General features: G+C 44.3%; 17 protein-coding genes and 1 pseudogene. 5 read left to right on the plus strand and 13 right to left on the minus strand.

Features of this window, described 5'->3' with window-relative positions; all coding sequences use genetic code 11:
* Nucleotides 1–31: 31 nt before the first annotated feature.
* Together V5G28_RS11660 and thiS are read left to right on the plus strand one after the other, a co-directional pair.
* Nucleotides 32–1,153, plus strand: a complete 1,122-nt coding sequence (locus tag V5G28_RS11660; protein WP_332997428.1) for a thiamine phosphate synthase — start codon at nucleotides 32–34, stop codon at nucleotides 1,151–1,153.
* Entirely contained in the window at nucleotides 1,146–1,355 is a 210-nt protein-coding gene (gene thiS / locus V5G28_RS11665; RefSeq protein ID WP_332997430.1) for a sulfur carrier protein ThiS, read from the plus strand. Before V5G28_RS11660 ends, thiS begins: the two co-directional genes overlap by 8 nt.
* Here the strand turns inward: thiS and V5G28_RS11670 are convergent.
* Nucleotides 1,352–2,584: a glycosyltransferase family 4 protein gene (locus tag V5G28_RS11670; RefSeq protein WP_332997431.1), complete on the minus strand. Its 1,233-nt coding sequence runs from the start codon at nucleotides 2,582–2,584 to the stop codon at nucleotides 1,352–1,354. The two genes, thiS and V5G28_RS11670, sit on opposite strands and share 4 nt — an antisense overlap.
* Nucleotides 2,585–3,508: 924 nt before the next feature.
* On the minus strand, nucleotides 3,509–3,706 hold the full coding sequence (locus tag V5G28_RS11675; RefSeq protein ID WP_332997433.1) for a hypothetical protein: 198 nt from the start codon (nucleotides 3,704–3,706) through the stop codon (nucleotides 3,509–3,511).
* Between V5G28_RS11675 and V5G28_RS11680 the strand changes: the two genes are divergently transcribed.
* The gene (locus V5G28_RS11680) at nucleotides 3,705–4,703 is read left to right on the plus strand and encodes a DUF1517 domain-containing protein (RefSeq protein WP_332997435.1); all 999 of its coding nucleotides are present in this window, start codon (nucleotides 3,705–3,707) and stop codon (nucleotides 4,701–4,703) included. The two genes, V5G28_RS11675 and V5G28_RS11680, sit on opposite strands and share 2 nt — an antisense overlap.
* Before the next feature lie 136 nt (nucleotides 4,704–4,839).
* Here the strand turns inward: V5G28_RS11680 and V5G28_RS11685 are convergent, their stop codons facing one another.
* Together V5G28_RS11685 and V5G28_RS11690 are read right to left on the minus strand one after the other, a co-directional pair.
* Nucleotides 4,840–5,307, minus strand: coding sequence for a response regulator (locus V5G28_RS11685; RefSeq protein ID WP_332997438.1), 468 nt, complete (start codon nucleotides 5,305–5,307; stop codon nucleotides 4,840–4,842).
* Between the two features lie 79 nt (nucleotides 5,308–5,386).
* Nucleotides 5,387–5,716 (minus strand): hypothetical protein, encoded by a 330-nt coding sequence (locus tag V5G28_RS11690; protein ID WP_332997440.1) that lies wholly within the window; start codon nucleotides 5,714–5,716, stop codon nucleotides 5,387–5,389.
* A gap of 826 nt (nucleotides 5,717–6,542) precedes the next feature.
* On the opposite strand from V5G28_RS11690, the gene V5G28_RS11695 reads away from it, so the two are divergent.
* A complete protein-coding gene (locus V5G28_RS11695; protein ID WP_332997442.1) occupies nucleotides 6,543–8,027 on the plus strand; it encodes a response regulator in 1,485 nt (494 codons plus the stop codon).
* On the opposite strand, the gene V5G28_RS11700 is transcribed toward V5G28_RS11695, so the two are convergent.
* The 7 genes and pseudogenes from V5G28_RS11700 to V5G28_RS11730 form a co-directional block, all read right to left on the minus strand.
* Complete coding sequence (locus V5G28_RS11700) at nucleotides 8,004–8,810, minus strand: ATP-binding response regulator (protein WP_336230424.1); 807 nt, start codon at nucleotides 8,808–8,810, stop codon at nucleotides 8,004–8,006. The genes V5G28_RS11695 and V5G28_RS11700 overlap by 24 nt on opposite strands.
* Entirely contained in the window at nucleotides 8,788–12,240 is a 3,453-nt protein-coding gene (locus V5G28_RS11705; RefSeq protein WP_336230425.1) for a chemotaxis protein CheB, read from the minus strand. Before V5G28_RS11705 ends, V5G28_RS11700 begins: the two co-directional genes overlap by 23 nt.
* A 212-nt stretch (nucleotides 12,241–12,452) precedes the next feature.
* The gene (locus tag V5G28_RS11710) at nucleotides 12,453–13,208 is read right to left on the minus strand and encodes an RNA-guided endonuclease InsQ/TnpB family protein (RefSeq protein ID WP_336230427.1); all 756 of its coding nucleotides are present in this window, start codon (nucleotides 13,206–13,208) and stop codon (nucleotides 12,453–12,455) included.
* A complete protein-coding gene (locus tag V5G28_RS11715) occupies nucleotides 13,162–14,955 on the minus strand; it encodes a bifunctional serine/threonine-protein kinase/formylglycine-generating enzyme family protein (protein WP_332997447.1) in 1,794 nt (597 codons plus the stop codon). Before V5G28_RS11715 ends, V5G28_RS11710 begins: the two co-directional genes overlap by 47 nt.
* A gap of 916 nt (nucleotides 14,956–15,871) precedes the next feature.
* Nucleotides 15,872–16,504 carry an HPF/RaiA family ribosome-associated protein gene (locus tag V5G28_RS11720; RefSeq protein WP_332997449.1) on the minus strand — a complete coding sequence of 211 codons (633 nt, stop codon included), beginning with the start codon at nucleotides 16,502–16,504 and terminating at the stop codon, nucleotides 15,872–15,874.
* Nucleotides 16,505–16,633: 129 nt separating this feature from the next.
* Entirely contained in the window at nucleotides 16,634–17,926 is a 1,293-nt protein-coding gene (gene iscB, locus V5G28_RS11725) for an RNA-guided endonuclease IscB (RefSeq protein ID WP_332997451.1), read from the minus strand.
* A 204-nt stretch (nucleotides 17,927–18,130) separates the two neighbouring features.
* Nucleotides 18,131–18,792 (minus strand): annotated as a pseudogene (locus V5G28_RS11730) (phosphoribosyltransferase).
* A gap of 282 nt (nucleotides 18,793–19,074) precedes the next feature.
* Here V5G28_RS11730 and V5G28_RS11735 point away from each other — a divergent pair.
* A complete protein-coding gene (locus V5G28_RS11735; protein WP_332997453.1) occupies nucleotides 19,075–20,343 on the plus strand; it encodes a flavin monoamine oxidase family protein in 1,269 nt (422 codons plus the stop codon).
* Here V5G28_RS11735 and V5G28_RS11740 read toward each other — a convergent pair.
* Together V5G28_RS11740 and V5G28_RS11745 are read right to left on the minus strand one after the other, a co-directional pair.
* Nucleotides 20,332–20,997 (minus strand): DUF2834 domain-containing protein, encoded by a 666-nt coding sequence (locus V5G28_RS11740; protein ID WP_332997455.1) that lies wholly within the window; start codon nucleotides 20,995–20,997, stop codon nucleotides 20,332–20,334. The genes V5G28_RS11735 and V5G28_RS11740 overlap by 12 nt on opposite strands.
* Before the next feature lie 72 nt (nucleotides 20,998–21,069).
* Nucleotides 21,070–22,590 carry a carotenoid oxygenase family protein gene (locus tag V5G28_RS11745; RefSeq protein WP_332997458.1) on the minus strand — a complete coding sequence of 507 codons (1,521 nt, stop codon included), beginning with the start codon at nucleotides 22,588–22,590 and terminating at the stop codon, nucleotides 21,070–21,072.
* Nucleotides 22,591–23,187: the final 597 nt, after the last annotated feature.

Genomic DNA, 23,187 nt, shown 5'->3' on the forward strand with positions numbered 1-23,187 from the left:
AATCAATAGAGATGCGAAGAACAGTGTCAATATGAAACAGGCTGGCTGTTACGATGAAAGCAATAATGGGGTTGTTGTAATGGTCGAGCCATACAGCCAAACAGAGCAAATCCAGCAAGTTGTTTACCGCATTTTAGATGCAAATTTAGACCGCGCTCGTGAGGGCTTGCGAATCATTGAGGAATGGTGTCGCTTTGGGTTGAACAACGCCCAATTAGCTGCGGAATGCAAAAAAGAGCGACAAGAGATAGCTCGTTGGCATACCACAGAATTACGGGCGGCACGGAATACTCCCGGCGATCCTGGAACTGAGTTAACCCATCCTCAGGAAGAACAACGTACGAACATCAAATCGTTGTTGCAAGCTAACTTCTGCCGAGTGCAAGAAGCTTTGCGGGTGCTGGAAGAATATAGCAAGCTTTACAACCCAAACATGGGGAAAGCTTTTAAGCAGATGCGTTATCGCATTTATACCCTGGAAAGTCATCTGATGGGAAATAATCGGCAGCAACTGCTATTGCGATCGCGCCTGTATTTTGTCACCTCCCCAAATGAAAGGTTGGTGGAAATTGTCGAAGCAGCCCTGAAAGGAGGATTAACGCTGGTACAATATCGCGACAAAATAGCCGATGATACTGTGCGTCTAGAACAAGCTAAAAAATTGCGGCAACTATGCCACGCCTACGGCGCTATTTTTATTATCAATGATCGCGTGGATGTTGCTCTAGCGGTAGATGCTGATGGAGTGCATTTGGGACAACAAGATTTGCCCATTTCTATTGCCCGACAATTACTTGGTCCTCACCGTTTGATTGGTCGTTCTACCACAAACTCGCAAGAAATGCAAGCAGCGATCGCTGAAGGTGCGGATTATGTTGGTGTGGGACCGGTTTATCAAACTCCTACAAAAGAAGGAAAAGCAGCAGCTGGCTTAGAATACGTCAGCTATGCGGCTAAAAATTGTTCCATACCTTGGTTTGCCATTGGGGGAATCGATCCTAATAACATTAATGACGTGATCAACGCCGGAGCAAACCGTGTGGCGGTGGTGCGTAGTCTGATGCAAGCCGATCAACCTACCCTGGTGACACAATTTTTCCTGTCACAGCTAATAAGCCGCATGAAACCAGAATCTGGTATGTCTTATGTCTGATAAGATTACACTTGTTATCAATGGGGAAACTCGTTCCTGCTTACCCCAAACATTACCCGACTTACTCCAACAATTGGGTTTTAATCCCCGCTTGGTGGCGGTAGAGTATAACGGCGAAATTTTACACCGTCAGTTTTGGTCAGAAACAAAAGTACAGCAGGGCGATCGCTTGGAAATAGTCACCATCGTTGGTGGTGGTTAAGTCAATAAACATGAGTAGCCATCAGGAATGTAAATCGATCGGTGTAATGTTTTGCGTTTAGCTAATTGTTTTCCTTTACGACCGAGTTGTTCGCGCAGCTTTTGGTCTTGACACAACCGCTTGAAAGCATGAAAAACCTCATAGCCGGAATTGGGATTCACGAGTATGCCATTTTCTTCATGCTGAACTGTATCTACTACACTCCCCAAGCGAGATGCAATCACAGGTTTCCCAAAATAACCCGCTTCTAAACAAACGATTCCAAAACCCCCAATCGAGGCTTTATTGTTTCCCAAACTTAGCATTGCAAGTATGTCACATGCTGCGTAGTATCCGGCTAATTCCCCCTCAGGTACATACCCAGCAAAATGAACCCGCTTCTGTACCCGCAAGCGATCGGCTAGATTTCTCAGCGCAGATTCATCAGAACCTTGCCCACAAAGTATATAGTGAACATCCATCCCCAGAGTCAGCAGGAGTGTTAAATTCTCAATCACACGATCAAAACCTTTACGCTTCACGAGTCGTCCGACTGAGAGAATGACCACTGCTGTTTCCGGAATGTTATATCCACTCCGCACCCGGACACGTAAATCATCCAGATCACCTTGATGAGCCGAAACACCAAATTTTTCTACTCTAACAGCAGGGTTAATCACATGGGTCGGCGTCTCAACTTGGAAATGGGTAATCAGCTCATCCCGAGTCAAGGAACTGTTACAAACAATTCCTTCGGCTCGTCTGAGGGTGAATTCAAACAGAGAACGCAATATGGGGTTGCGTGACGCCTCAAAAATATCCTTTCCGTGCAGGTAAATAAAAAAGCGAATCGGTAGAAGATAACTTAATACCAAAACAGAAAGAAAATGGTAGCCGTGACCCCATTCAATATAGCGATAGTGATAGCGAAAATACACTTTGATTGCAAACAGACATGACCAAACCGTATTCAGGAAAGCTTGCAGTATACTTCCCAAAAAACTACCACGCCAGAGTTGAGAAATGGGCCAGCGGTATACCGGAAACTTTTGCGCTCTGTCAAATAGTTTATCTCCCGAGCAACTAGCCGCTAAAACTATGACTCGCTCTGGGTCTTGCAAGCAGCGATTATAGATATATTCTTCAATTCCACCCTCTTTTGGTTGGAAGCTACGAGATATAACTAGGATGTCCGGATATGACGCAGTTTTGTCTCGGATTGTTGCTCTTATACGTGAAATATTTTCCATCAGACATTTTGATAACTAAACGTCAAAACAGCATAAAAAACCTACATAAACTTTTGTGAGCTTTGTAATTTCTACTTCCAAATCAATTGAATAAATAAAAAAAAAATTGTTCCAGGTCTTATGAGCTAAAAAAGACTTAATATCCTGAACAACAAAATTTAAAAAACATGAGTACTTGCTCATTATTCGTTGAATTGACATCAGTTTGAATGATGAATTATTAATTATTATTTTTTTGACTTCCCTCAATAATGTAACAGCTAAGATGCTTATGTTTTTAGAGAAAAATTCAATTTTTAATGTTGAAATTCAGTTTGTCGCGACCAGAATTTTCTCAACTAAACACCCTGATTATTGAAAGATGAAGCTATCAAAAGTAGATGAACAAAAGCTGATGAACAAAAGATGAAGTTTTAAAGACGTATATACTTACCAGCATAACTTAAGTGCAGGCTATGCTCAAAAAAATTTATACTTCATACTTCATACTTCAAATGACTCCTGTTGAAATTTTTAAGTCTGGCTGCTGTTAGTAGGATATCTGAACACCACTCAAAATATTATGCCAAAATGCCAAAAAGCTATCTTTCTTAATTATCTTTTTTGAAAAAATCTTTAAATTAACTTTTTTCTGTAAAATATATAAATATTGTTAAAACTTATACAGAACTTTAGAAAAATCTTTCTATTATATTAAAAAATATAAAAAAGCTATTAAAAATTATTTTGAGAAAATAAAAAAGAAATCAAAAAAAGGACTAAGAAAAAAAGGCGTTTGTATAATATAGAACCATAAAACTGGTTTTTGCGGTGTGTATACTTATGGACGCAGGAATTTGGCAAAACAATTGCGGAAACTGGCAATCGCGAATTTAAAGTTTGATGAAAATTTGAAAAATTCAATTGCTGATGAGGTACGGTTATCTACTCCAGAAATCCCCCCAAAGCCTGCTGCGTGTCCAACATCAGAGACGATACATTTGAAATGTAGCCTGTTAAAGAGCTACTGCCAATCAACCACTCTGTGGGGCTATGGGCTGGCGTCATTGACCAAGCACAACACTCATTTGTGCATTGGGAGATGAAAGATAACCAATACTGTTTTTCAACCGACTGTGTCATGGGTAAAAAATTACAACAAGCTATCAAACCCCTCTTAAAATCCCTGTTCCTCCTATGCCTTGTTTTTACATTGGCATTTGGTCATAGTGATGGGGCTCTAGCCGCCAGTGGGGGTAGAATTGGCGGTGGTTCCTTCAGAGTTCCCTCAAGCCGTCCTTACTCGTCTCCTCGCACCTATGCACCTCCTGGTGGCGGTTACGGTGGAGGATACTACGCTCCTCCTTATGGCGGTGGTTTTGGATTTCCGTTCCTGCTTCCTTTTTGGGGTATTGGGGGAGGATTTGGCGGTTTATTGGGCATCTTAGTTTTTATTGCGATCGCCAATTTCCTGTTGCAAACTTTCCGCCGCGTCGCTTCTGGTGACGCTTCTGGTGACAGTGAAGTGGGCTACAGCAGCAACCCTAATGTTTCCGTCACTCGTTTGCAAGTGGGCTTGTTAGCCAGCGCCCGTGACTTGCAAACCGAACTCAACCGCATTGCTGAAACTGCTGATACCAACTCCCCAGAAGGTAGAGCAGAAATCCTGCAAGAAGCAAGCCTCGCTTTGCTACGCCATCCAGAATACTGGGTGTACGCAGGTGGTGGTACCCAACAAGCGCGTTTAAATGCAGCTGAAACTCAATTCAACCGTTTGTCACTTGCAGAACGCAGCAAATTTAGTGAAGAAACTCTTTCTAATGTAAACAACCAGCTTAGAGGAGCTACTCCCAAAGATGCTTTACCTGCTGCTGGTGGTGAACTCGACAACCCAACCCGTCTAATAACTGAAGGACCTGGCGAATACATTATCGTCACATTACTAGCTGCGACCTTAGGTAAATACCAGCTACCAGAAGTTAACAGCGCTGACGACTTGCGTCAAGCTCTACGTCAATTTGGTAGTATCCCTGGTGAGCAACTGCTGGCTATGGAAGTTCTTTGGACTCCCCAAGCTGAAGGCGACACTCTGACTTCTGATGATGTGTTAGCAGAGTATCCTGATTTGAAATTGGTCTAAAGGCGTTGCATAGTAAAAGGATAACTCCTATGGGGTGGGCAAAATGCCCGCCCTTGTTTTTTGGTTTATGGCGGGAGTCTCCTCGAGGTGTGAGATGAAATTTGATGTTGCATCTTTTTTATTTTGGGCAAAAGCTTCAATCCGTGACTTCAACAGTTCGTCCAGTAAGTTTTGCCACAACTGTAATTAGCTCCTTAGAGCGAAATGGCTTAAGAATAAACATCTGAAACCCGGCATTGAAAGCTAGGCTACGATTTTCTGGAAGCACACAACCTGTAACAGCAACGGCGGGAAGAAACCCACCAACCTCTGCTTCTTTGATTCTGATAGAGCGAATTAGCGAATAGCCATCCTTATTTGGCATATTGATATCGCTGATGAGAACGTCTGGTTTCCACTCTTCTATCACTTCAATAGCTTCATCCACTGAAGCTGCCGTGTTCACTTCGGCTTGGTACTGTTCAAAAATGGTCTCCAGCAAATCCAAGTTATTTGCATCGTCATCTACCACAAGTACACGCAAGCCATCAAGAACAGGAGATGGGAAATTCCTTTGTGGTATTTGGTAATTTTCAGGATGCGAGTCGCGAAAAGTATTTTGCATATTAATTTTAACCCCCTAGTTAGTGATTACAATGACTGGAATCGCATTCTAGCGCTTGAAAAACTTTGCCTATTGCTACTCACCAAGAGCTATAGATAGCGGTGAGTAATTCAACTAGAACATCCTCGGTAGGTTTATCGCTTGCCAACAACTTTTTAGCTAATTCCATCGCCTCATTAATAGTTAGCTGCTTTGTTGAAATGACTGCAGCGCATAACTCTTGATTTGTATAACTCAACTCTTGCTTTATCTCTTGCAGTTCGTAATTTTTGTAACACAGTTCTAGCTTATAGCTCTCTATTTGTTCGAGTAAAAACTCTACTTTCTCCTCAAGTTCCTGGATTTTCTGGGCGTCAATACCTGTCAATACTTGAAGATAACTCTCTGCATTACGTATTTGGTAAGACATATTGACTCTCTAACTTAGAGTTACTTGATTAGGGACTTCCAAATAAAAAAATATCCCAAATTTTCTTGTGGGATGGGTGTCCCCACCCGTCCCAATATTTAGGGCGGGCAAGAAGCCCAACGCCAGTCGCCTCTGTCGGGAAAGCCGTCATTCGCGCTGGCTCCCCCACAAGATGGATAATTTATTTCTTGGAAATCCCTTATGCTTAAAACTTTCAATAACTTCTTGCAAAAGTATGATTAATCAATATTTAGAACCGCAGATGCACGCAGATAAACGTAGATAAATTATGGATCTGTGTCCATCTGTGGTTTTTTTTCATAAAATTGACTTTTGCACTCTTGTTTAATGTTGTTAACAGTAAAAGTTCTCGGCTAGCTTAGGAAATAGCCCTGCCTAACTGTAAAAATGGGTCAGAATGTAGAACTCACAATACTGCACCTATAAGAGCATGGAGATTTGAGAAGGAAGAATTTTTTAACATTTTTTTCACGTCACTTGCAGGACGAGGTTTTAAACTAAGGACTCATCACCCAGTCGTGTAGAATACAAATGCGCTGAACGCTCTTTGCGTCTCCTCCAGACTATTTTGACTCCTGAGTTCTGAATTCTTCTATAAATATAAAAAAAGTAAGTGAAGATTTTGTGAATGAGTCAGTAGATAATATAAGAAAGTGTTTAAAAAAGTGGCGCTCTTTCTGAAGTCAACTGCAATCAAACTGCGAGTCATCTAACAGACTTACCCATTAAGTTAGAGCAAACATATTCCTAGCGACGGATGTTTAAAAAAACGTAACGTGCGTCTAACAACGCTCAATAGTTGTCTATGAAAATTCTGCTAGTAGAGGATGAACAAGGGACTGCTGAAATCTTAAAGAATACTCTTACAAGTCACCATTATGTAGTCGATTTGGCGATGGATGGTCAGACTGGACTGTCCCTAGTCGAAGCGTTTACTTATGACTTGGTTTTATTAGATATCATGTTGCCAAAACTGGATGGTCTAAAGTTTTGCAGACAGCTACGCGATCGCAGAAATAGCACCCCAATTTTGCTTTTGACAGCTTTGGACAGTAGCACGAGCAAAGTCATTGGATTAGATGCAGGAGCTGATGATTATGTTGTCAAGCCTTTTGACACCAATGAGTTATTGGCTCGGATACGTGCTTTGATACGTCGAGGAACTCCAGTTCTCTCCTCAGTGATACAGGCGGGAAATATCAGGCTTGACTCCAGTAGCTGTAGAGTCACTTGCGATGGACAACTTTTGCATTTGACTGCTAAGGAATATGCTATACTCGAGCTGCTTTTGCGTAATAGCCACCGGATATTTAGTCAAAAACACCTGCTCGATTATCTCTGGTCATCTGAAGAAATCCGTTTTGAGAATACTGTCAGAGCACACATCAAGGCTTTACGGCAGAAACTTAAGAAAGCTGGGGCGGATGGATTGATTGAGACAGTTTACGGACTAGGGTATCGGTTCAAATTAGGGGAAGATGAAGTTAAGAATCAGGCAGCGGCAACGGTTCACTCCCAAACTGTAGTAGATGCTCCTCAGCCAAAAATCTCCTCCGCAGTGGCTGCCATTTGGGCGCGATTTAAACCCAAGTACAGCGCTCACGTTACGGTCTTAGAACAAGCTATTACGACCCTGGTTGCGGGTACGCTCACTGAAGAACTGGGGCAACACGCACAGCAAGAAGCCCACTTGCTGATTGGATCGCTCGCAAGCTTTGGTTTTGCTGAAGCCTCGCGTCTGTGCCGCGAGATTGAACAAATTTTTCGGGCTGGAATCAAACACAGTCAAGCTCAAGTTCAACGTCTCTCTCAACTTGTTGTAGCGTTGCGGCAAGAACTGGAACAACCAGCCGCAATCGATCCACCAGTTGAGAAGAAGCGATTTGACATCGTTGAGGCAAAAATTCTGGTTGTGGACGATGACCCCCAATTGTTGCAGATTCTGCGCACTTTACTAGAGCCTTGGGGATTCAAGCTTACTCTGCTGGATAACCCCCAACAATTTTGGACCATTTTGGAGGTGTCTAACCCCGACTTGCTGATTCTAGATATGGAAATGCCGGAGTTAAGTGGCATTGAACTGTGTGAGGTGGTGCGAAACCATCCACGCTGGAGTGAGTTACCGGTGCTGTTTCTATCTGTTGACTCTGATGCGGAAACTGTGAATCGGGTGTTTGCTGCGGGTGCAGATGACTATGTGAGTAAGCCAATTATGGCACCAGAATTAATTGCTCGTGTACTCAATCGCCTGGAACACACACGCACATCAAGAGTTTCCCATCTGATTTAGCTCAGCAAGTTCCGCAATTATTGATGCCAATTGAGCTGGTTCGACTGGTTTGGCAAGATGCCTTTGAAAACCTGCAGCAAGAGACTTGCTTTGCTCTTCTTCCCTGACATATGCCGATAGGGCGATCGCCGCAATTCTCCCTATCCCTAACTCGCCATCAAGCGCCCTCACCTGACGGATCAGGGCGTAGCCGTCTTCATCCGGCATCCCAATGTCTGACAACAGAACATCGTACTCACCAGGATTCGCCCTCAGAATGGCGATCGCCTCTTTTGCCGACGTAACCGCCATCACTTGCGCTCCGTACTGTTCAAGAATTGTCGTCAGTAACTCTAATAGACCCGCTTCGTCATCAACGACAAGTACCCGCACGCCTAAGAGCGTTGGCGTGGTATCTAATGGCACTTCTTGCCCTGCCCTCGATACCTGCGACAAATCACTTGACACAACAGTGCCTGTGTGATATTTAACTAATGGTAGCCTCACTGTCATTGTTGTCCCTTGCCCCTCACCCGGACTTTCTGCTTGGATCGTGCCACCGTGTTGCTCTACCAAATGAGACACAATTGAGAGTCCGAGTCCGAGTCCACCATGCGATCGAGTGGTACTGCTATCTGCTTGACGGAACCGCTCAAAAACATGGGGTAGAAAGTCGGCGCTGATCCCCTGACCTGTGTCAATGACTTGAACCTGGGCAAATGAGCCAATATGCTCAAGTTTGACTGTCACTCGTCCCCCGACTGGGGTGAATTTGATGGAATTAGAAAGTAGATTCCAGAACACCTGCTGTAAACGCTCCCGGATCGCCTGACACCCATAGGGTGTCAGGCGATCCGAGTACGGTTTCTATTTGAATATTTTTAGCCTCAGCTGATAGACGGGCAACATCAATGGCTGCCTGAATCACAGGTGCGAGAGCAATCAAACTGACATTAATGTGGAGCTTGCCTGTGGTAATGCGTGAGATGTCTAAGATATCTTCAACCAGGTTAGCTAGCGACTTGCCGCTAGCCTCAATTATCTCCAGTGCATTAGCAGTCTGTTCGGCGTCAAAAGAGTGCTTACGCAGCAGCCTAGCCCAGCCTAGTATGGCGCTCAGAGGGTTCCGTAGTTCGTGAGAGACGATTGATAAGAACTCATCCTTAGTACGGTTGGCTGCCTCGGCTGCAGTCCTCGCCGACTGCTCATGAATCAGTAGCTGGTTACGTTGTGACTCAAACAGCTTACGCTCAGTGATGTCACTTATGGCGAGGAGTATCATTTGATGATTGTTTGCTCGCAAGACTTTACAGGCATTAACCAGCATTGTCTTGCGTCCGATGTTCTCAAATGTATGCTCTACCTCAAAATTATCGATCTGGTTGTTTTGAGGGAGAACTTCTTCTAAGAGCGATCGCAGCTGGGGAATGTTCCACTGACCATTTCCTAGCTCGAAGATACTGTAATGTTCTGTTTCGGCTTGTGAAACCAGGAAAGTCTCATAGAAATACTGATTCGCTGTCACCACTCTCAAGTTCATATCAAGCACTAAGAGAGGTTGCTGTATTGTCTCGACGATCGCTTCGGCGTAATCACGGGATTGTTTAAGCTCCTCGGTGCTGCGTTTGAGGGCGTCAATATCGACCAACACGAGCACCGCGCCATCAATTTGATTTTCCAGGGTTTTGTAAGGGCGTATCCGTAGGTCATACCAATGACCCTCAGTGTCTTGAACTTCTTGTTCTTTAATGACCAAGGTGTCAATCACCTCTAAGATCATTTGCTCTAAGTTAGGAACGTTAATATTGGGCTTGATATGATTAAGCGGTCGCCCCATATCAGTGGGGATCAGGTTGAAGATTTTCTCCGCCATCGGGGTGAAACGTCGGATAGTGAGATCATTTGCTAACATCACAATGGGAATATTGACACTGCTAAGTAGATTGCGCAGATCGTTGTTGACCTTGTTTAATTCTTGAATCCGACTGTGCAATTCGTCGTTAGTTATGCTCAGTTCTTCATTAGTCGATTGAATCTCTTCTTTGGCGGTTTCTAGTTCCTCATTTGTGCTTTGTAACTCTTCGTTGCTCGACAGGATCTCCTCATTAGCGGTCATGAGTTCTTGGTTAGTTGCTTCCTGATCCTGAATAATCGATTGCAGATACTCTTTAGTTGCACTCAGCTCCTGTTTCGTGGCAGCAAGTTCTTGTTTTAGCTGGATAAGTTCCTGCTCCGTCGCTGTCTGCTTCCCCCTTCTAGGCTTCACCCTCCGGTCGTCATCAAGTGACTGAGCAATACCTGACACTTGAACGTCCTCAAACAAAACTAAAAAGTAGCGTTCTTGTGAAGGGGGAACCTGGAAAGGAATAACCTCAAAATTGAGTTCTCTCAATTGCTCTTTAGTTGTGAGTTGGATGCCTTCCTTTCTCACCGCGACATCTAAGCGTTTCGCCTGGAGGAACGCTGTGCGCAGCTCTAACCGCAAGCTTGCTTGAGCCATTTTGAGCAAATTGAAGCTTGGCTTTCCGGGTGCTGGTGCAAGGTAGGGACTGGTTTCTCCCCGAAATTGTACAATTTCCAGATCGCTGTTGATAATCACACCAGGTGGGGCATATTTATTCCAGACAATCCGGTCAGCTTCTTTGTGCAAATCAACACCTTCCCCAGCATCGGAGTCCCTAGCCTCATCCTTCATTTTCTGTCCTGAATAATTGCTGGTAAAGAAGTCAAAATTTAGCCGAGTCGGTGTCAACTTTCGGGAATAAATTTTCTGCTTTTTGTTTACTAAGGTAAACAAGTCTGAGTACTCGCCCGTACTCTCCGAGGTTCCCAGCAGAAGAAAGCCTGTTGGTTTGAGGCTGTAATGGAACAACGGTATCACCTTCTTCTGCAAAACCGGTCCCAAATAAATCAGTACGTTCCGACAACTAATGAGATCCAGATGCGAAAAAGGTGGGTCACCGATCAGGTTTTGCTTGGCAAAAACACACATCTGGCGGACAAACTTGCTGACCTGGTATCCGCCCTCCACTTTGTTAAAAAAGCGTCGTAGACGTTCTGGTGAAATCTCATCTACTAAACTCGGTATGTATGTAGCTCCTCGGGCTTTCTCAATAGCAAAATTACTGATGTCTGTGCCAAAAATCTGGATTGTGGGCGAACTTTGCCGATCATCCAAAAACTCCAATAAGCAGATGGCAATCGAGTAAACTTCCTCACCTGTTGAACACCCCGCCACCCAGATGCGGATTGGCTCCTCGGGCGCTCTATTCTGCATTATGCTGGGAAATACGTGATTTTTTAAGGCTTGAAATACATCACTGTCTCGGAAAAAACTCGTGACATGGATCAATAAATCCTGGAACAAAGCTTCCACTTCCGCAGAGTTGTTCTGAAGATACGTAACGTAATCCTCGAGTTTTTCCAACCTGTACAGAGCCATCCGCCGCATCATTCGCCGCTTGAGGGTGGTGTGCTTGTAATTGGTAAAATCAATTCCTGTGGCAGTCCGGAGCAACTTGAAGATGTTATGCAGAGGATTCTCGCCTAGTGAGGGTTCCTCAAGCGTTTCTACTGGCGTTGGGTGGGTGACATAGGGATGGCGGCTGATATTAGCCAGTTTCTCGGCGATCGCCGCAGGAGGCAGAATAAAGTCCACGTGACCCGTAGCAGCAGCCGTATTCGGCATGCTAGTGAATTTTGCCGTTGCTTCACACTGAGCAAAGGTAATCCCGCCAGCCGCCTTGATTGCCCTTAGTCCCTGTGCACCGTCTCCATCCGACCCCGACAGAACGATTCCAATCGCTTTGCTCCCCCGCTCCTCTGCCAATGAACTAAAGAAAACATCGATTGGCATATACATCCCACGCGTCTTCTCACGGGGCAAGAGTTTAAGCCTGCCTTGGGTAATGGTCATCTTTGTGTTCGGCGGAATGACGTAGACGTGGTTAGGTTCCACTGATATGCCATCCTGCACCTCAATGACTGGCATTTGGGTTGCCCTGGCAAGAATCTCGCTCAACAAGCTCTTGTATTGGGGAGCCAAATGCTGAATCAGCACAAATGCCATGCCAGTATCAATCGGTAGATGCCTAAGCAACTCAGTGAAAGCCGTCAATCCGCCAGCAGAAGCTCCAATCCCAACGATAGGAAATAATTCTTTATTTGTTTCCTGCTCCTCAACTATTTCTTCCTTAGCAGTGGATTTAGGCTCGTTAGACTGAGGGTCATTCATTATTTATAGCCAAGGACATACGCCTAAATAGTTAAAGGAGCAGTGTTTGTGTCCATAATTATAACTCAATAGCCATCCGACGAACGGCAATTGAGCAGGCGATTGCCCAAGGCTTCGCCGTCAGCTCTGCCGAACGGGGCAGTGGCAAAGCCAATCGCGCGCAGCGCAGACGCATAAAGGCGTATCAGTGAACTACCTACACCGACCGTCGGTCAGTGTAGGCTTCCAGCTTCATTGACAGATGCTTTTCCACCTTTCGGCTTATTGGTCTTACTCTGCCTCGGCACGGCAAGAACGGGGTTCCCTCCGTCCATTGATAATATCCGAATTCCTTCATTTCTGATGTTCAGTGCTGCATTATCATCACGGTCATGATGAGTATTGCACATGGGACAATCCCATTCACGTATATCGAGCGTTAACTCATCAAGAATATGACCACAGTATGAACAGGTTTTGGAACTAGGGAAGAATCTTCCTATTTCTACAAGTTGACCATCTTTCTGTTTCAACTTATAATCAAGGAAATTAACAAACATTCCCCAACCCACATCGGATATTGACTTTGATAGCTTGCGGTTCCGTACCATTCCCTTCACGTTTAGATTTTCTACAATGATGATTTGGCTTTCATCTACCAGTTTCCTACTTAATTTGTGTAGGAAGTCTTGACGGGAATTTGATACTCGTTCATGAACCTTGGCTACAAGTTTTCTGTATTTGTTTCTTGAGTTACTCCCTTTAACTTTACGGGCAAACTTCTTCTGTTTTCTTGCTAGATTCTTCTCATGACGCTTTAAGTGTTTCGGGTTTGAATGTTTGGTAACTTTATTGCCATCATGAACAATAGCAAAGTCTTTCAACCCAAGATCAATACCAATTGTTTTGTCACCAGATACAAGACCCGAAATACCTTCAGTCTCAAGCAGAATCGAAGCAAAGCACAGAACTGAAACTCCAGGAACCACCACGAAGCACACGACGATTATTGTCGCCGCCAACTTCCCAAACTGATCCATCTGTGGGTGCGCCATCGTAATTTTTGTGCCAAGAGTCAGCACACCACTCCCAGACTAACCCATGCATATCATACAAGCCAAAGGCGTTTGCCACCTGAAAACTACCTACAGGTGTTGTTTCTTTTCGGTATTTAGCTTTTTGTTCCCAAGTGTGAGTATCGCTTTCACTACAATTTGCTAATTCAGCGGTAATTGTTTCGCCAAAGTGGAAGGGTGTCGTCGTTCCAGCACGACAAGCATACTCCCATTCCGCTTCACTGGGTAAGCGATAGTGTCGTCCAGTTTTTGCAAACAGCCTTGCACAAAATTCTACCGCTTCGTGCCAAGAAACATTTTCAACTGGTCGATTTGCACCTTTGAATTTGGATGGATAAGGGTTTAAAGATTGTTTGACTTTGGGTAAAGCTGCTACCGCTTTCCATTGTGCTTGAGTCACGGGAAACTTTCCCACAAAAAAAGGTTTGATAGTCACTTGGTGTTGTGGACGTTCGTCACCATCCCCTTCATCATCTGTTGAACCCATCATAAAAGTACCGCCAGGAACCGCTACCATTTCCAGCGTGACTTCATTACCTAAATTTTCTGCATAAAACTTTGTACTGTGACAATCACGGCTGATTTCGTTACCTTGTGCGTCTACTGTTACTACGTCAAATTCAAAAGTCTCTAAGGAGAATTCATAGAAGGCTTCTAATTCAGGAATTAGCGTTGTGACTTTCTGTTGTTGAAGCGGTGATTCCGGTTCGGAAATCCCCAAAATGGGTTGTGCAAAAAAGTTTGTTGCATTCAAATCTTGCAAAACTTCTATTGCTGATTGATACCTTTCTTTTGCCAAATGTTTCAGCAACTTATCCAAAATTTGCCCTAGATCATCGCTGATAGTCACCCCTTTTTGCTGTAAATGTTCTCGCCAGGACCATTTACCGTTCATGGGATCGTAAAGACTATCATGAATTTGTCCATGAGGATCTTGTAGAGGCAAACAGTGCGTGAGAAGACGCACACAAGTGACTCCTAAGGCGTACAAATCACTCGCCTGACAGGCAAATCCAGCCATTTGCTCGCTAGGTGCATAACCAATTGTATATAACACCGTCGCTTGTCTTGATAAACTGGTTTGCGTGACCTGCTTCGCACCGCCAAAGTCAATCAAGACGAGTTTGCGATCGCTTTGGCGGCGAATAATGTTTTCTGGTTTAATATCTCGATGAATAACGTTACGCTCGTGAATAAATTGGAGAACCGGTAACAAATCAGCTAAAAGTTCTCGAATTTGCTCTTCACCAAAGACTTGTTGCTGAAGTTCTTGTAACAGAGTTTGCCCTTGAATAAACTCTTGTACCAAATAGAGGCTAGAACCTTGTTCAAAGTAAGCAAGTAATCTGGGAATTTGCCAGTGATTTTCTCCCAGTTCATAAAGTCGCTTCGCTTCTTCCTTAAACAATTCTGCTGCTTTCGTACGTTCTGAAGTTCCCTGAACTTGTGGGAAGAATTGCTTGATGACGCAAGGAGCATCTAGTCTATCAACGTCTTGAGCTGCATATGTTCTGCTAAACCCGCCTTCGCCTAATAATCTCAATACACGATAGCGGCTCCTCAGGAGTTTACCAAAGTTGCTTTGTCCACAACTGGTACAAAATATATTGCTGTCAGCGCTGAAGGGATTGGAGCAACTGGGATTTTGACAAATTTGCATAGTGAGCCATGTATCGCATCTTGTCCAAAGTTGGCTCTAAACATGAGCTATTTTTATACAGTTATGTATATCTACACATAAATCACTATCCATCCGCTTGCAGTCGTAGCATAGGCAAAAACAGATGAAAAAATTTTGTGTTTCCGTTTACGTGGCGTTAGAAGTTGCTAAAGAAGTTTCTAAATATGAGTAACTATGAGCGCACGGATTTATGCACTAAAAGTGATAATAGAATGAAGCTGGTCATTTTGTCAAGTACCTTGGAAAGGAGAGATCTTGAGCAGGGGAGAATCATTTCTCGCCAAGAGGAGCCTGAATTCGTATGAAAAAACTTTAGTAAAAATCTAGTCTAATATAGCCTTATATTTACAAAAAAATGCTACTTTAATACTGAGCGTTCAATCTTGAGCTACCTCAAAAAAGATTAAGCAGACCTTAATCTAAAACTAAAAGTAATCCCAAATTAACTAACTAGTTCTAGAGGGATAAGGGATGTCTGGTAGTACATCCAAGGCGAAAAACAACTATGTTCTGCCGTGCCAACGGTAAAATAGTTGTTGCTTAAACCCGTATGTAGTAGTCTGCCTATATTTGACTACGTAAAGCGGAACTATGAGTCCTGAGCAAAAACCAATACAGTTCAGTTAGAGCTAAAAACCTGATTTTGCGTAGATTGGGTTGAGGACCGAAACTCAAGATTCTCAACAAGAGCCAGAGGCTCTAATATGTCGTTACCAGGTTGAACCTGGTAACGAGGGTTTGGAGGCTTTGCCGACTCACTGTTGCAACAAGTGCAAGATCTCAGTACAGGCTTGGTTGGGTTTCGCTTACGCTCTACCCAACCTACAATTATCCTTAACAGCAAAGGAACACCCCGAATCTGGTCGAATCATAAGAATAAGCGCTTTCCAATCGCCTATTCTCTCCAACCCAAGGGTGGCTCGATTAGGGTTTGCTCGGACTTGCCGACGCTCGCACCTGGCTTATTCACAATCTGCACTGTGGTTGCCTGAGGACCTTCTTCACCCTCTTCTACGGAAAAACGGACACCTGTACCAATTTCTATGCGGTCAAAGTCGTCATGGAGAACGCTATTGCGGTGGAAGTAGATTTCCTGAGCGTTGTCTATGGTTTTGATAAAACCATATCCTCTGTCTGGAAATAGCTTTGTGACAAGTGCTATACTCTCCTGCGGGTCATCGTGAGTTTTGGCTTTATCACTTTCTTGCTGGCGCTTGGAGAGTTTTCTCAGCTGCTGAACCGCCGCTTTAAATGCATCTCGAACGACTGCATCCAGTGGCGCATACTGGTTAGTGTCTGATGGGTTGCTTTCGGCTACAAGTTCGTGTCCAGGTGGTACTGTGATATCAATCCGCACTCGGTAGGGAGAACCACTACGCGGGCGATCGTGTATCTTTTCTATTGCAATGTGGCAGCTACTAATATAGTCGCAAACTTGCTCAAGTTTGCCAATCTTTTCGTTGACTAAATTATCAAGGGCATCACTTTTGTCTACATTGCGATAAGTAATTTCTGGTGCTACTTTCATAATGCGTGATTTAAGTTTCTAAATTTTCTTTGTACACAAGCCCCAGCAGCCTTGCGCGTGTACCGAGGTTTGAGTGGAAATGACATTACATTCATCTATGCGCCGATCGCTATTCCTCTAATCGTTGATTCATTGGACATTTGTCGAAAACGCATACATATACCCATCGTTACGATGAATTGATTTACAGTATTTGTGACGCACTGGACTAACTTTGCCTTTGGGTGTCCTCATTTCAAAAACTCCGCTTTCTCGAACGGTCAATCTACCAACGTGAGTCCCTGCGAACTTCCCAGATGGGAGAATTACGCATACCATATCGCCAGTCTGAAAACCAAAAAACGTTTTACACCGTGTTCTATGCTTAGCGGGAAAACCGTATTTATTTGGTGTACACATCTGACGGCTTCCCCATCCCTTAGCCGCAATAAGCAACGGTTCTTGTGCCAAAATATGCAGGTCATTGACAACCCCAACACATGCAGCATCTAGCCAATGAGTTTTAGGCAGTTTCAAGCGGCTGCGGTTATATTTTGTCCTACCACCCGTCCCGGTTTCAATGGGCAAGCCTGTTTGCTGTAGTCTTCTAAACAGTTCCCATCGCGTGGAATTGACTGCGGTTGCATCCTTTAAAGGTTGCTTGGCTTGCTTTAAGATGCGGTTCACTACATCTGATTTCCCACTCAGGAAGTCCTTAATGTCCCTATTCCCCTTAGCTTGGTTGCATGGACGGCAAGCCAAAGTGAGGTTAGAAACGCGCGAACTACCGCCTTTTGATTTTGGGTGAATGTGTTCAATTTCAAGCGGTACATCTTGAACGTTGCAATAAGCGCACCTCCTATCCCACTTTTCGAGCAAATATTCTCGCACTTCGTATCCTGCAAGCTCACCTTGTTGGTACTGTTTCCCAGATATCTCAGGATTTTGCATTGCTTGCGTATCAAATTTCACTAGCTCTTGAGATATGCCTGTGATTGGAACATATCGACGGATACGATTAACCCAAGTCAATACGTTTTCTACTCTAGATTGCAGGCTAGGCGGCAACCATCCATCTGAACGAGTACGGTTTAAAAAGCGTGGCTTGCGATACCTGGTTTTGCGGTTGCGCCGATTGCGACGAATAGCGCGACGCGATTCTAAGTCATTTTTGATTTGTTGCCCTCTGTGGGTTAACTCAGCACCCCAGATAACTTTGCCACACTGCACAATTGCTAACCCGGTAGTCTTAGAGCCTGGGTCAATTTTTAGTTGATGCGGTTGTGTCCTGGGGTTAGCAACCCCGTATTTTAATATAACTGTGAACGGGTAACGCCGATAGATAGCGGCTTTTCCTTGTTTCAGCAATCGTCTTGCTTGTCCTGGTAGTACAGGGTCAAGTGGTTGTTTATCGGCATCTAGAACGAATACAAAATTAGACATTTGTCCTCCCATCTCTGGGGTAAAGTTTTCCTCGTCAATGTTAGTCAGGCTTGTGTTTTGTCAAAGACACTTCCGCGCGCTAAATACAGAACTTAATCTTTGACGACAGAGCTACAAGCTGGAAAGCACCTATAGGTGTCTTGACCTCACTAACGTAGCCCCCAAAGGCTTAGACTGGCTATCTTGTCCACTGTTGTCCAGTGTTTAGCGGATAGCTGTTGTCTTTTGGCTGTTTGCAGCCTTATCTAGTAGATCCCTGACTTCTTGATCGGTTGTTTGCGGAAAGTCTTCGTACCACAAACCAACACTGTAGAAGGGATTTGGTGTCGCCGCACAAACAACTTCATCTACTTTGGATTGAAATTCTTGACAAGTTTCGGATGCAGAAACTGGTACGGCAACTATGATCTTGGCAGGTTTTTGTTGCTGCAACGCTACAACAGCCGCACGCATAGTTGCACCCGTTGCTAAACCATCATCTACCAAAATCACAGTACGTTCATGCAGCGTTGGAACGGGATGTACGCCACGATAAAGGCGTTCGCGTCGCTCTAATTCCTGTTGTTCTTTTGCGACTACCTGGTTAATAGCTGCCTCGGATATACCAAGCGATCGCACAATATTCTCATTTAATACCCGCACTCCACCAGAAGCTATAGCTCCCATTGCGAGTTCTTGTTGTTCGGGTACACCCAGTTTGCGTACCACAAAAACGTTTAAAGGGGCATTTAATGCTTTAGCAACTTCAAATGCGACGGGAACACCCCCCTTGGGAGCGCTAACACCAGCACATCTTGGCGGTTAGCATAAGCTGCCAACTCTTTAGCCAAAATTTGACCTGCTGCCTTTCGGTTTTTATATAGCATAGTGTAGCGCTCCTTTTTCGTTTTTAAAGGAATGAGTTTTTAAGTATAAAAGCGCATCCTTCTTTGGTTACCTTTTCATGTTGAATTTTGGCTCTTGGGTTCTAAGCTTTTGCTTAATCTTTATTAGTGTTATCCCCTAATATTAAAAACTTATAAATTTCCTTTCCTCTGACTAATGGAAGGTTGTGTCAGTTTTATCAGTCTACTTAGAGAATGAATTAAAATGCAGATCCAAATATCACGATAAGTTAGTTTTGTTTGATATTTTTCCGGAGTTAAGCCATGTCACATCAAACTATTATCATTGGTGCAGGACTAGCAGGGCTAAGTGCAGCTTATGAACTGGTACGCGCAGGGTTGGATGTCCAGGTTTTTGAGGCGCGTGAGCGTGTGGGTGGTCGCGCTTATACCGTTGAACTAGGTGCAGGACAATATGGCGAGTTAGGTGCTGAGTTTGTGGACGATAACCACAGCGCGCTCATGACTTATGCAGCCGAGTTCGGTATCCAACTTGACCCTGCAACCAAATTTCCTGACGACCTCTACTGGTTTATAGAGGGAAGTCTTCGCAACCGTATATCCCTCACAAAGGAACAAAGCAATGCTTTAGACGATTTCTATGCAAAACTCGAAAGCCTGCTTGAAGAGCAAAAAGACCCGCAACAGACCTTAGATCAGTGGTTGGATACGCACTCAATTGCGCCCTTTGCCCATCGAATTGCCCGTTGGCTCGCTTCTTCATTCTTTGCAACCGACCCAGAGTTGATTGGCATAGGTTTCTTTGCTTATCTTACAGGTATCAGCGACACTGGCTGCAATATGCGAGTTCGTGGCGGTATTTCGCGTCTGGTAAATGCCTTAGCTCAACATCTCCAAGAGCGAGTTCACATTGGCACTCCCGTGCGTCGTATCCAGCAAACAAGTGAGACTGTGACTGTTAATGTTGAGACAGCAAGCGGTTTAGTTGAGGTTGTGGCTGACAGCGTGATAGTGACGATTCCTTGGAGCGTGCTGCGTCACATTCCGATAGAAGCACCACTTGTTGACGCACAGCGAGAGGCTATTTCCAGCTTACCTTACGGTGGTGTCGTCAAGACCTTATTGCAATATCCACACCGCTTTTGGTCAAAGCCAAACTTTGGAATTGTGCTGCTTGGGGGTGATTACCAAGCTATCTGGGAGCCGACTTTCGCTCAGATGGGGACGGAAAAAATTCTTTCCTGTTTCAGTGGGGGTACTCGCAGTTTAAAGTTATCTGAGCACGCTAGTGAGTTAGCAGTGGCAGCAGTAAATACTATCTATCCTGATGCACCGCAAATTATCACCTCTCGTTCTTATGACTGGAGTGCTGATGAATGGGCGCGAGGTGCCTACTGCTATTTTAGACCGGGAGACTTGCATCGCTTTAACCCACATTTAACGCAGTCTGCTGGTCGGGTTTTCTTTGCTGGCGAGCATACTGCCCCTGTGGAGTATCGTGGTTATATGGAGGGCGCAATTCGCAGTGGTCAGCGTGCTGCACAACAAATCCTTAACTTATTAAGCGAATAATTCTTTTGCATCTGTCTGTGGTAATGATGGACGCAAGCAAAGATATAATAATGGACCAAACAAGGGTAAGAGCGCAACTGCCCAAAAAATACGAGGGTCTTTAAGACCTCTTCGTGCCATGTCATCATCGAATAGTGAAGTTATGGGAAATATTAGGCACATCAAACAGAAGTCGATACTGATGAGGTGAACAAATTGCTGAGTCTGAAATTGCTGAACGTAATCTTGCCAATTTCCAGCAATTGTTGCATAAGCTAGTATGCAAATTGTACCAATCACAAGAGAAACTCCTGTTGAGCGCCGATCAAGAATTTCCAGTAACTTATCCTTTTTTCCAAAGAATTGTTGATGAGATTGACGAAAAATTAAATACGGCAAAAGACAGATGACACCTGTGAAGTTTGACCCAATGAAATAGGGCCAAGCGCGAAAGTTTTGCATTTTGCCATCGGCAAACATTAGGCAAGCATAAATCATCGGCCAGATACCCATCAGGCAGAATATAGCTGGGATGATGGCGTTAAGCTTTCCCCAGTGGAGTGTCAACAGCTTCCCTCCTAAAGACCATGTGTCTGATTGATCGAGTGGAGCCAACCATATAGTGTAGGCGACAAATCCTATCCAGATGATCAACAAAACGGCTTTTCTACCCATAACTTCTAAAGCTTGAATTGTGAAGTATGAGACGAAGGTAAAAATGAGAAGAATAAATAAAGTATAGTTTTTTTATTCTTCATACTTCATTCTTTCGTTTGTGAAGCTGCCATGCAATCCATAAGGAATGTGGTGCTTTAAGTGCAGACGAGCGATTGGGCAAAGCCCAGTGCCGAAGGCAATCGCCCCTTTTTCCAAACAAGTTCCGTCCAAAATAACGACATCAGTTCGATTGTGATCTGCATCATAGACCAATGTCAGCACCCACCCATCATCTTCTTGAGTACTGCCTGGTCGAGGTACAAACACAGGTTCCCCAAGGAAACCTTTAGGTGCAGCACTCCAAAATTCTTGTTCACCGTATTCGGGATCAACTTTAATAATCGCTTGCTGGGGTGCATCGCCTTGTGGTTGGTGAGCAGCTGCTAAGAATATGCACTGATGTGGTTTACCAATCCGATCAGGATGAATAAACGGAAACTCACACGAACGCTCAACAAGTAAATCTCGTTGTGCTGTTTTCGTTTTCAAGTTGAGGTGAAAACGCCACAGCTGTGCAGGAGGTCGAGCATCAAAGTCAATTTCCTGGTAATTCAGATTGTGGTCAATGCCTGGAAAAGTTTCATAGCAAACTGAGTCAACAATCAATTCGTCGCCCTGCTCAAAAGCGTTGGCATGGTGGAAAACAAAACAGGGGTCTGTTTCGATAACTTGAACTTCTTGAGAGGGATCGCGAGGGATGAGCCAAATTTTAGTCGGGCTACGCCTGTGAAACTTAATGCACTCCGCTGCTCCCCGAAAGCCAAGCAGATATGGTAGGGGATTAAAGGAAACTGGATTTTGAAAGAACAGGCAATAGTTTGGCGTAATCGCAAAATCGTGGATGAAGGCAAAGCCTGGAATTCGATGATCGTGTTGTTGTACAACTTTACCAGCCTGGTTCAACTCATAGACACTGATAGTTGTGATCGGACCAGGTTTGATGGCGAAAGTGACTAGACGGGGTTCCCGATTTTCATCACCAGGATCTATCATCGGATGAGCAGCAAAGGGCGAGTCTTTGTGCAGAACGCCGTCCAGCGTTTCGATCCCCAAAGTTTCTAACGTGTTGGGATCAAGACGATAGGGATGCGAAGCCTCCCACAGGGCTAGCAGTTTTTCGCCCCAGTAGATGATATTGGTGTTGGCAACGTTCTTCTTTCTTAAGTCAAAGGCGTTTGCCAACCAGCCTCCTGGTTTTTCGGTTCCAAACACACCCCGGTAGACCATCCTACCTGCTTTCTGTTCTGCACAGTAGCCTTCTGTACGAACAAAGCGATTGCGGAAATGAGCGCATCCGTTGGAGAAGGCGATCGCACAAATCATACCATCTCCATCGAAAGGGTGATGAATCTCCCGACCGAAGATATCTAGTAGACCAGGACCGTTGCGAAACAGTGTACCGTTTAGATTGGTTGGAATTTCTCCCTCAACATCCTCAATCCAATAGTCATACTCTTGATTGAGTGAGCAATTAGCTCCCTGCCAGTCTTCCAACTTGTAGGGTTTAGATTCACAGGAGGATGTATTTTGTTGGGATGGAATTGTTTGCATCAGCCAAAAGTCAACTCTATTTAGTGAAAATCAATAGCGGGTTGGAGAAGCAGCATAATTGCTCCCACGATGACGAAGGATAAAGTTACCCAAAACAAAGTCAGATTCAGCCGCATAATGTTTTCTTTCCTTATGTACAAATGCCTGTATCTACATAGACCTATCACATCTCCCGCCTGTAACCACTGGGTCTTTTGGCAATTGGAGATGTGATGAGCTTTAAGTTTCCAGATTAATTAATCCTGGTTAAAGTTAAGTTACATAGATGCTATGAAGATTAAAGACTGTTGATCGTCTTTCTCTGGTTAGGTTTATCAAGTTATTTCTAATTTGATATGATGTCCGCCAAATTACCCATAATTACAGAACCCCACCCCTAACCCCTCCCCGCAAGCGGGGAGGGGACGTGAAGCGTAGCTTTACGGGGGACTCGGGATCCCCTCTGGGGATAGGGGGAGGGGGTTTTCCAGGATTTGTTGGTCATTGAGCGGACATGATATGAGATACTGCGGGCTAATATATTTTGTGTCTGAAGGCTTAGGAAATTTGTAATTTTTTGTAAATTGCAACCATATAAATAGAAGGGGCAAAGCCCAG

Source organism: Scytonema sp. PRP1 (genome assembly GCF_036697665.2).
Lineage (GTDB): Bacteria > Cyanobacteriota > Cyanobacteriia > Cyanobacteriales > Nostocaceae > Kalymmatonema > Kalymmatonema gypsitolerans.

What these genes read in the sequence shown, in the direction of transcription:
- V5G28_RS11660 (WP_332997428.1), top strand. Translation starts at nt 32, where the DNA reads ATGAAACAGGCTGGCTGTTACGATGAAAGCAATAATGGGGTTGTTGTA.
- thiS (WP_332997430.1), top strand. Translation starts at nt 1,146, where the DNA reads ATGTCTGATAAGATTACACTTGTTATCAATGGGGAAACTCGTTCCTGC.
- V5G28_RS11670 (WP_332997431.1), bottom strand. Translation starts at nt 2,584, where the DNA reads ATGGAAAATATTTCACGTATAAGAGCAACAATCCGAGACAAAACTGCG.
- V5G28_RS11680 (WP_332997435.1), top strand. Translation starts at nt 3,705, where the DNA reads ATGGGTAAAAAATTACAACAAGCTATCAAACCCCTCTTAAAATCCCTG.
- V5G28_RS11675 (WP_332997433.1), bottom strand. Translation starts at nt 3,706, where the DNA reads ATGACACAGTCGGTTGAAAAACAGTATTGGTTATCTTTCATCTCCCAA.
- V5G28_RS11685 (WP_332997438.1), bottom strand. Translation starts at nt 5,307, where the DNA reads ATGCAAAATACTTTTCGCGACTCGCATCCTGAAAATTACCAAATACCA.
- V5G28_RS11690 (WP_332997440.1), bottom strand. Translation starts at nt 5,716, where the DNA reads ATGTCTTACCAAATACGTAATGCAGAGAGTTATCTTCAAGTATTGACA.
- V5G28_RS11695 (WP_332997442.1), top strand. Translation starts at nt 6,543, where the DNA reads ATGAAAATTCTGCTAGTAGAGGATGAACAAGGGACTGCTGAAATCTTA.
- V5G28_RS11705 (WP_336230425.1), bottom strand. Translation starts at nt 12,240, where the DNA reads ATGAATGACCCTCAGTCTAACGAGCCTAAATCCACTGCTAAGGAAGAA.
- V5G28_RS11715 (WP_332997447.1), bottom strand. Translation starts at nt 14,955, where the DNA reads ATGCAAATTTGTCAAAATCCCAGTTGCTCCAATCCCTTCAGCGCTGAC.
- V5G28_RS11720 (WP_332997449.1), bottom strand. Translation starts at nt 16,504, where the DNA reads ATGAAAGTAGCACCAGAAATTACTTATCGCAATGTAGACAAAAGTGAT.
- iscB (WP_332997451.1), bottom strand. Translation starts at nt 17,926, where the DNA reads ATGTCTAATTTTGTATTCGTTCTAGATGCCGATAAACAACCACTTGAC.
- V5G28_RS11735 (WP_332997453.1), top strand. Translation starts at nt 19,075, where the DNA reads ATGTCACATCAAACTATTATCATTGGTGCAGGACTAGCAGGGCTAAGT.
- V5G28_RS11740 (WP_332997455.1), bottom strand. Translation starts at nt 20,997, where the DNA reads ATGGGTAGAAAAGCCGTTTTGTTGATCATCTGGATAGGATTTGTCGCC.
- V5G28_RS11745 (WP_332997458.1), bottom strand. Translation starts at nt 22,590, where the DNA reads ATGCAAACAATTCCATCCCAACAAAATACATCCTCCTGTGAATCTAAA.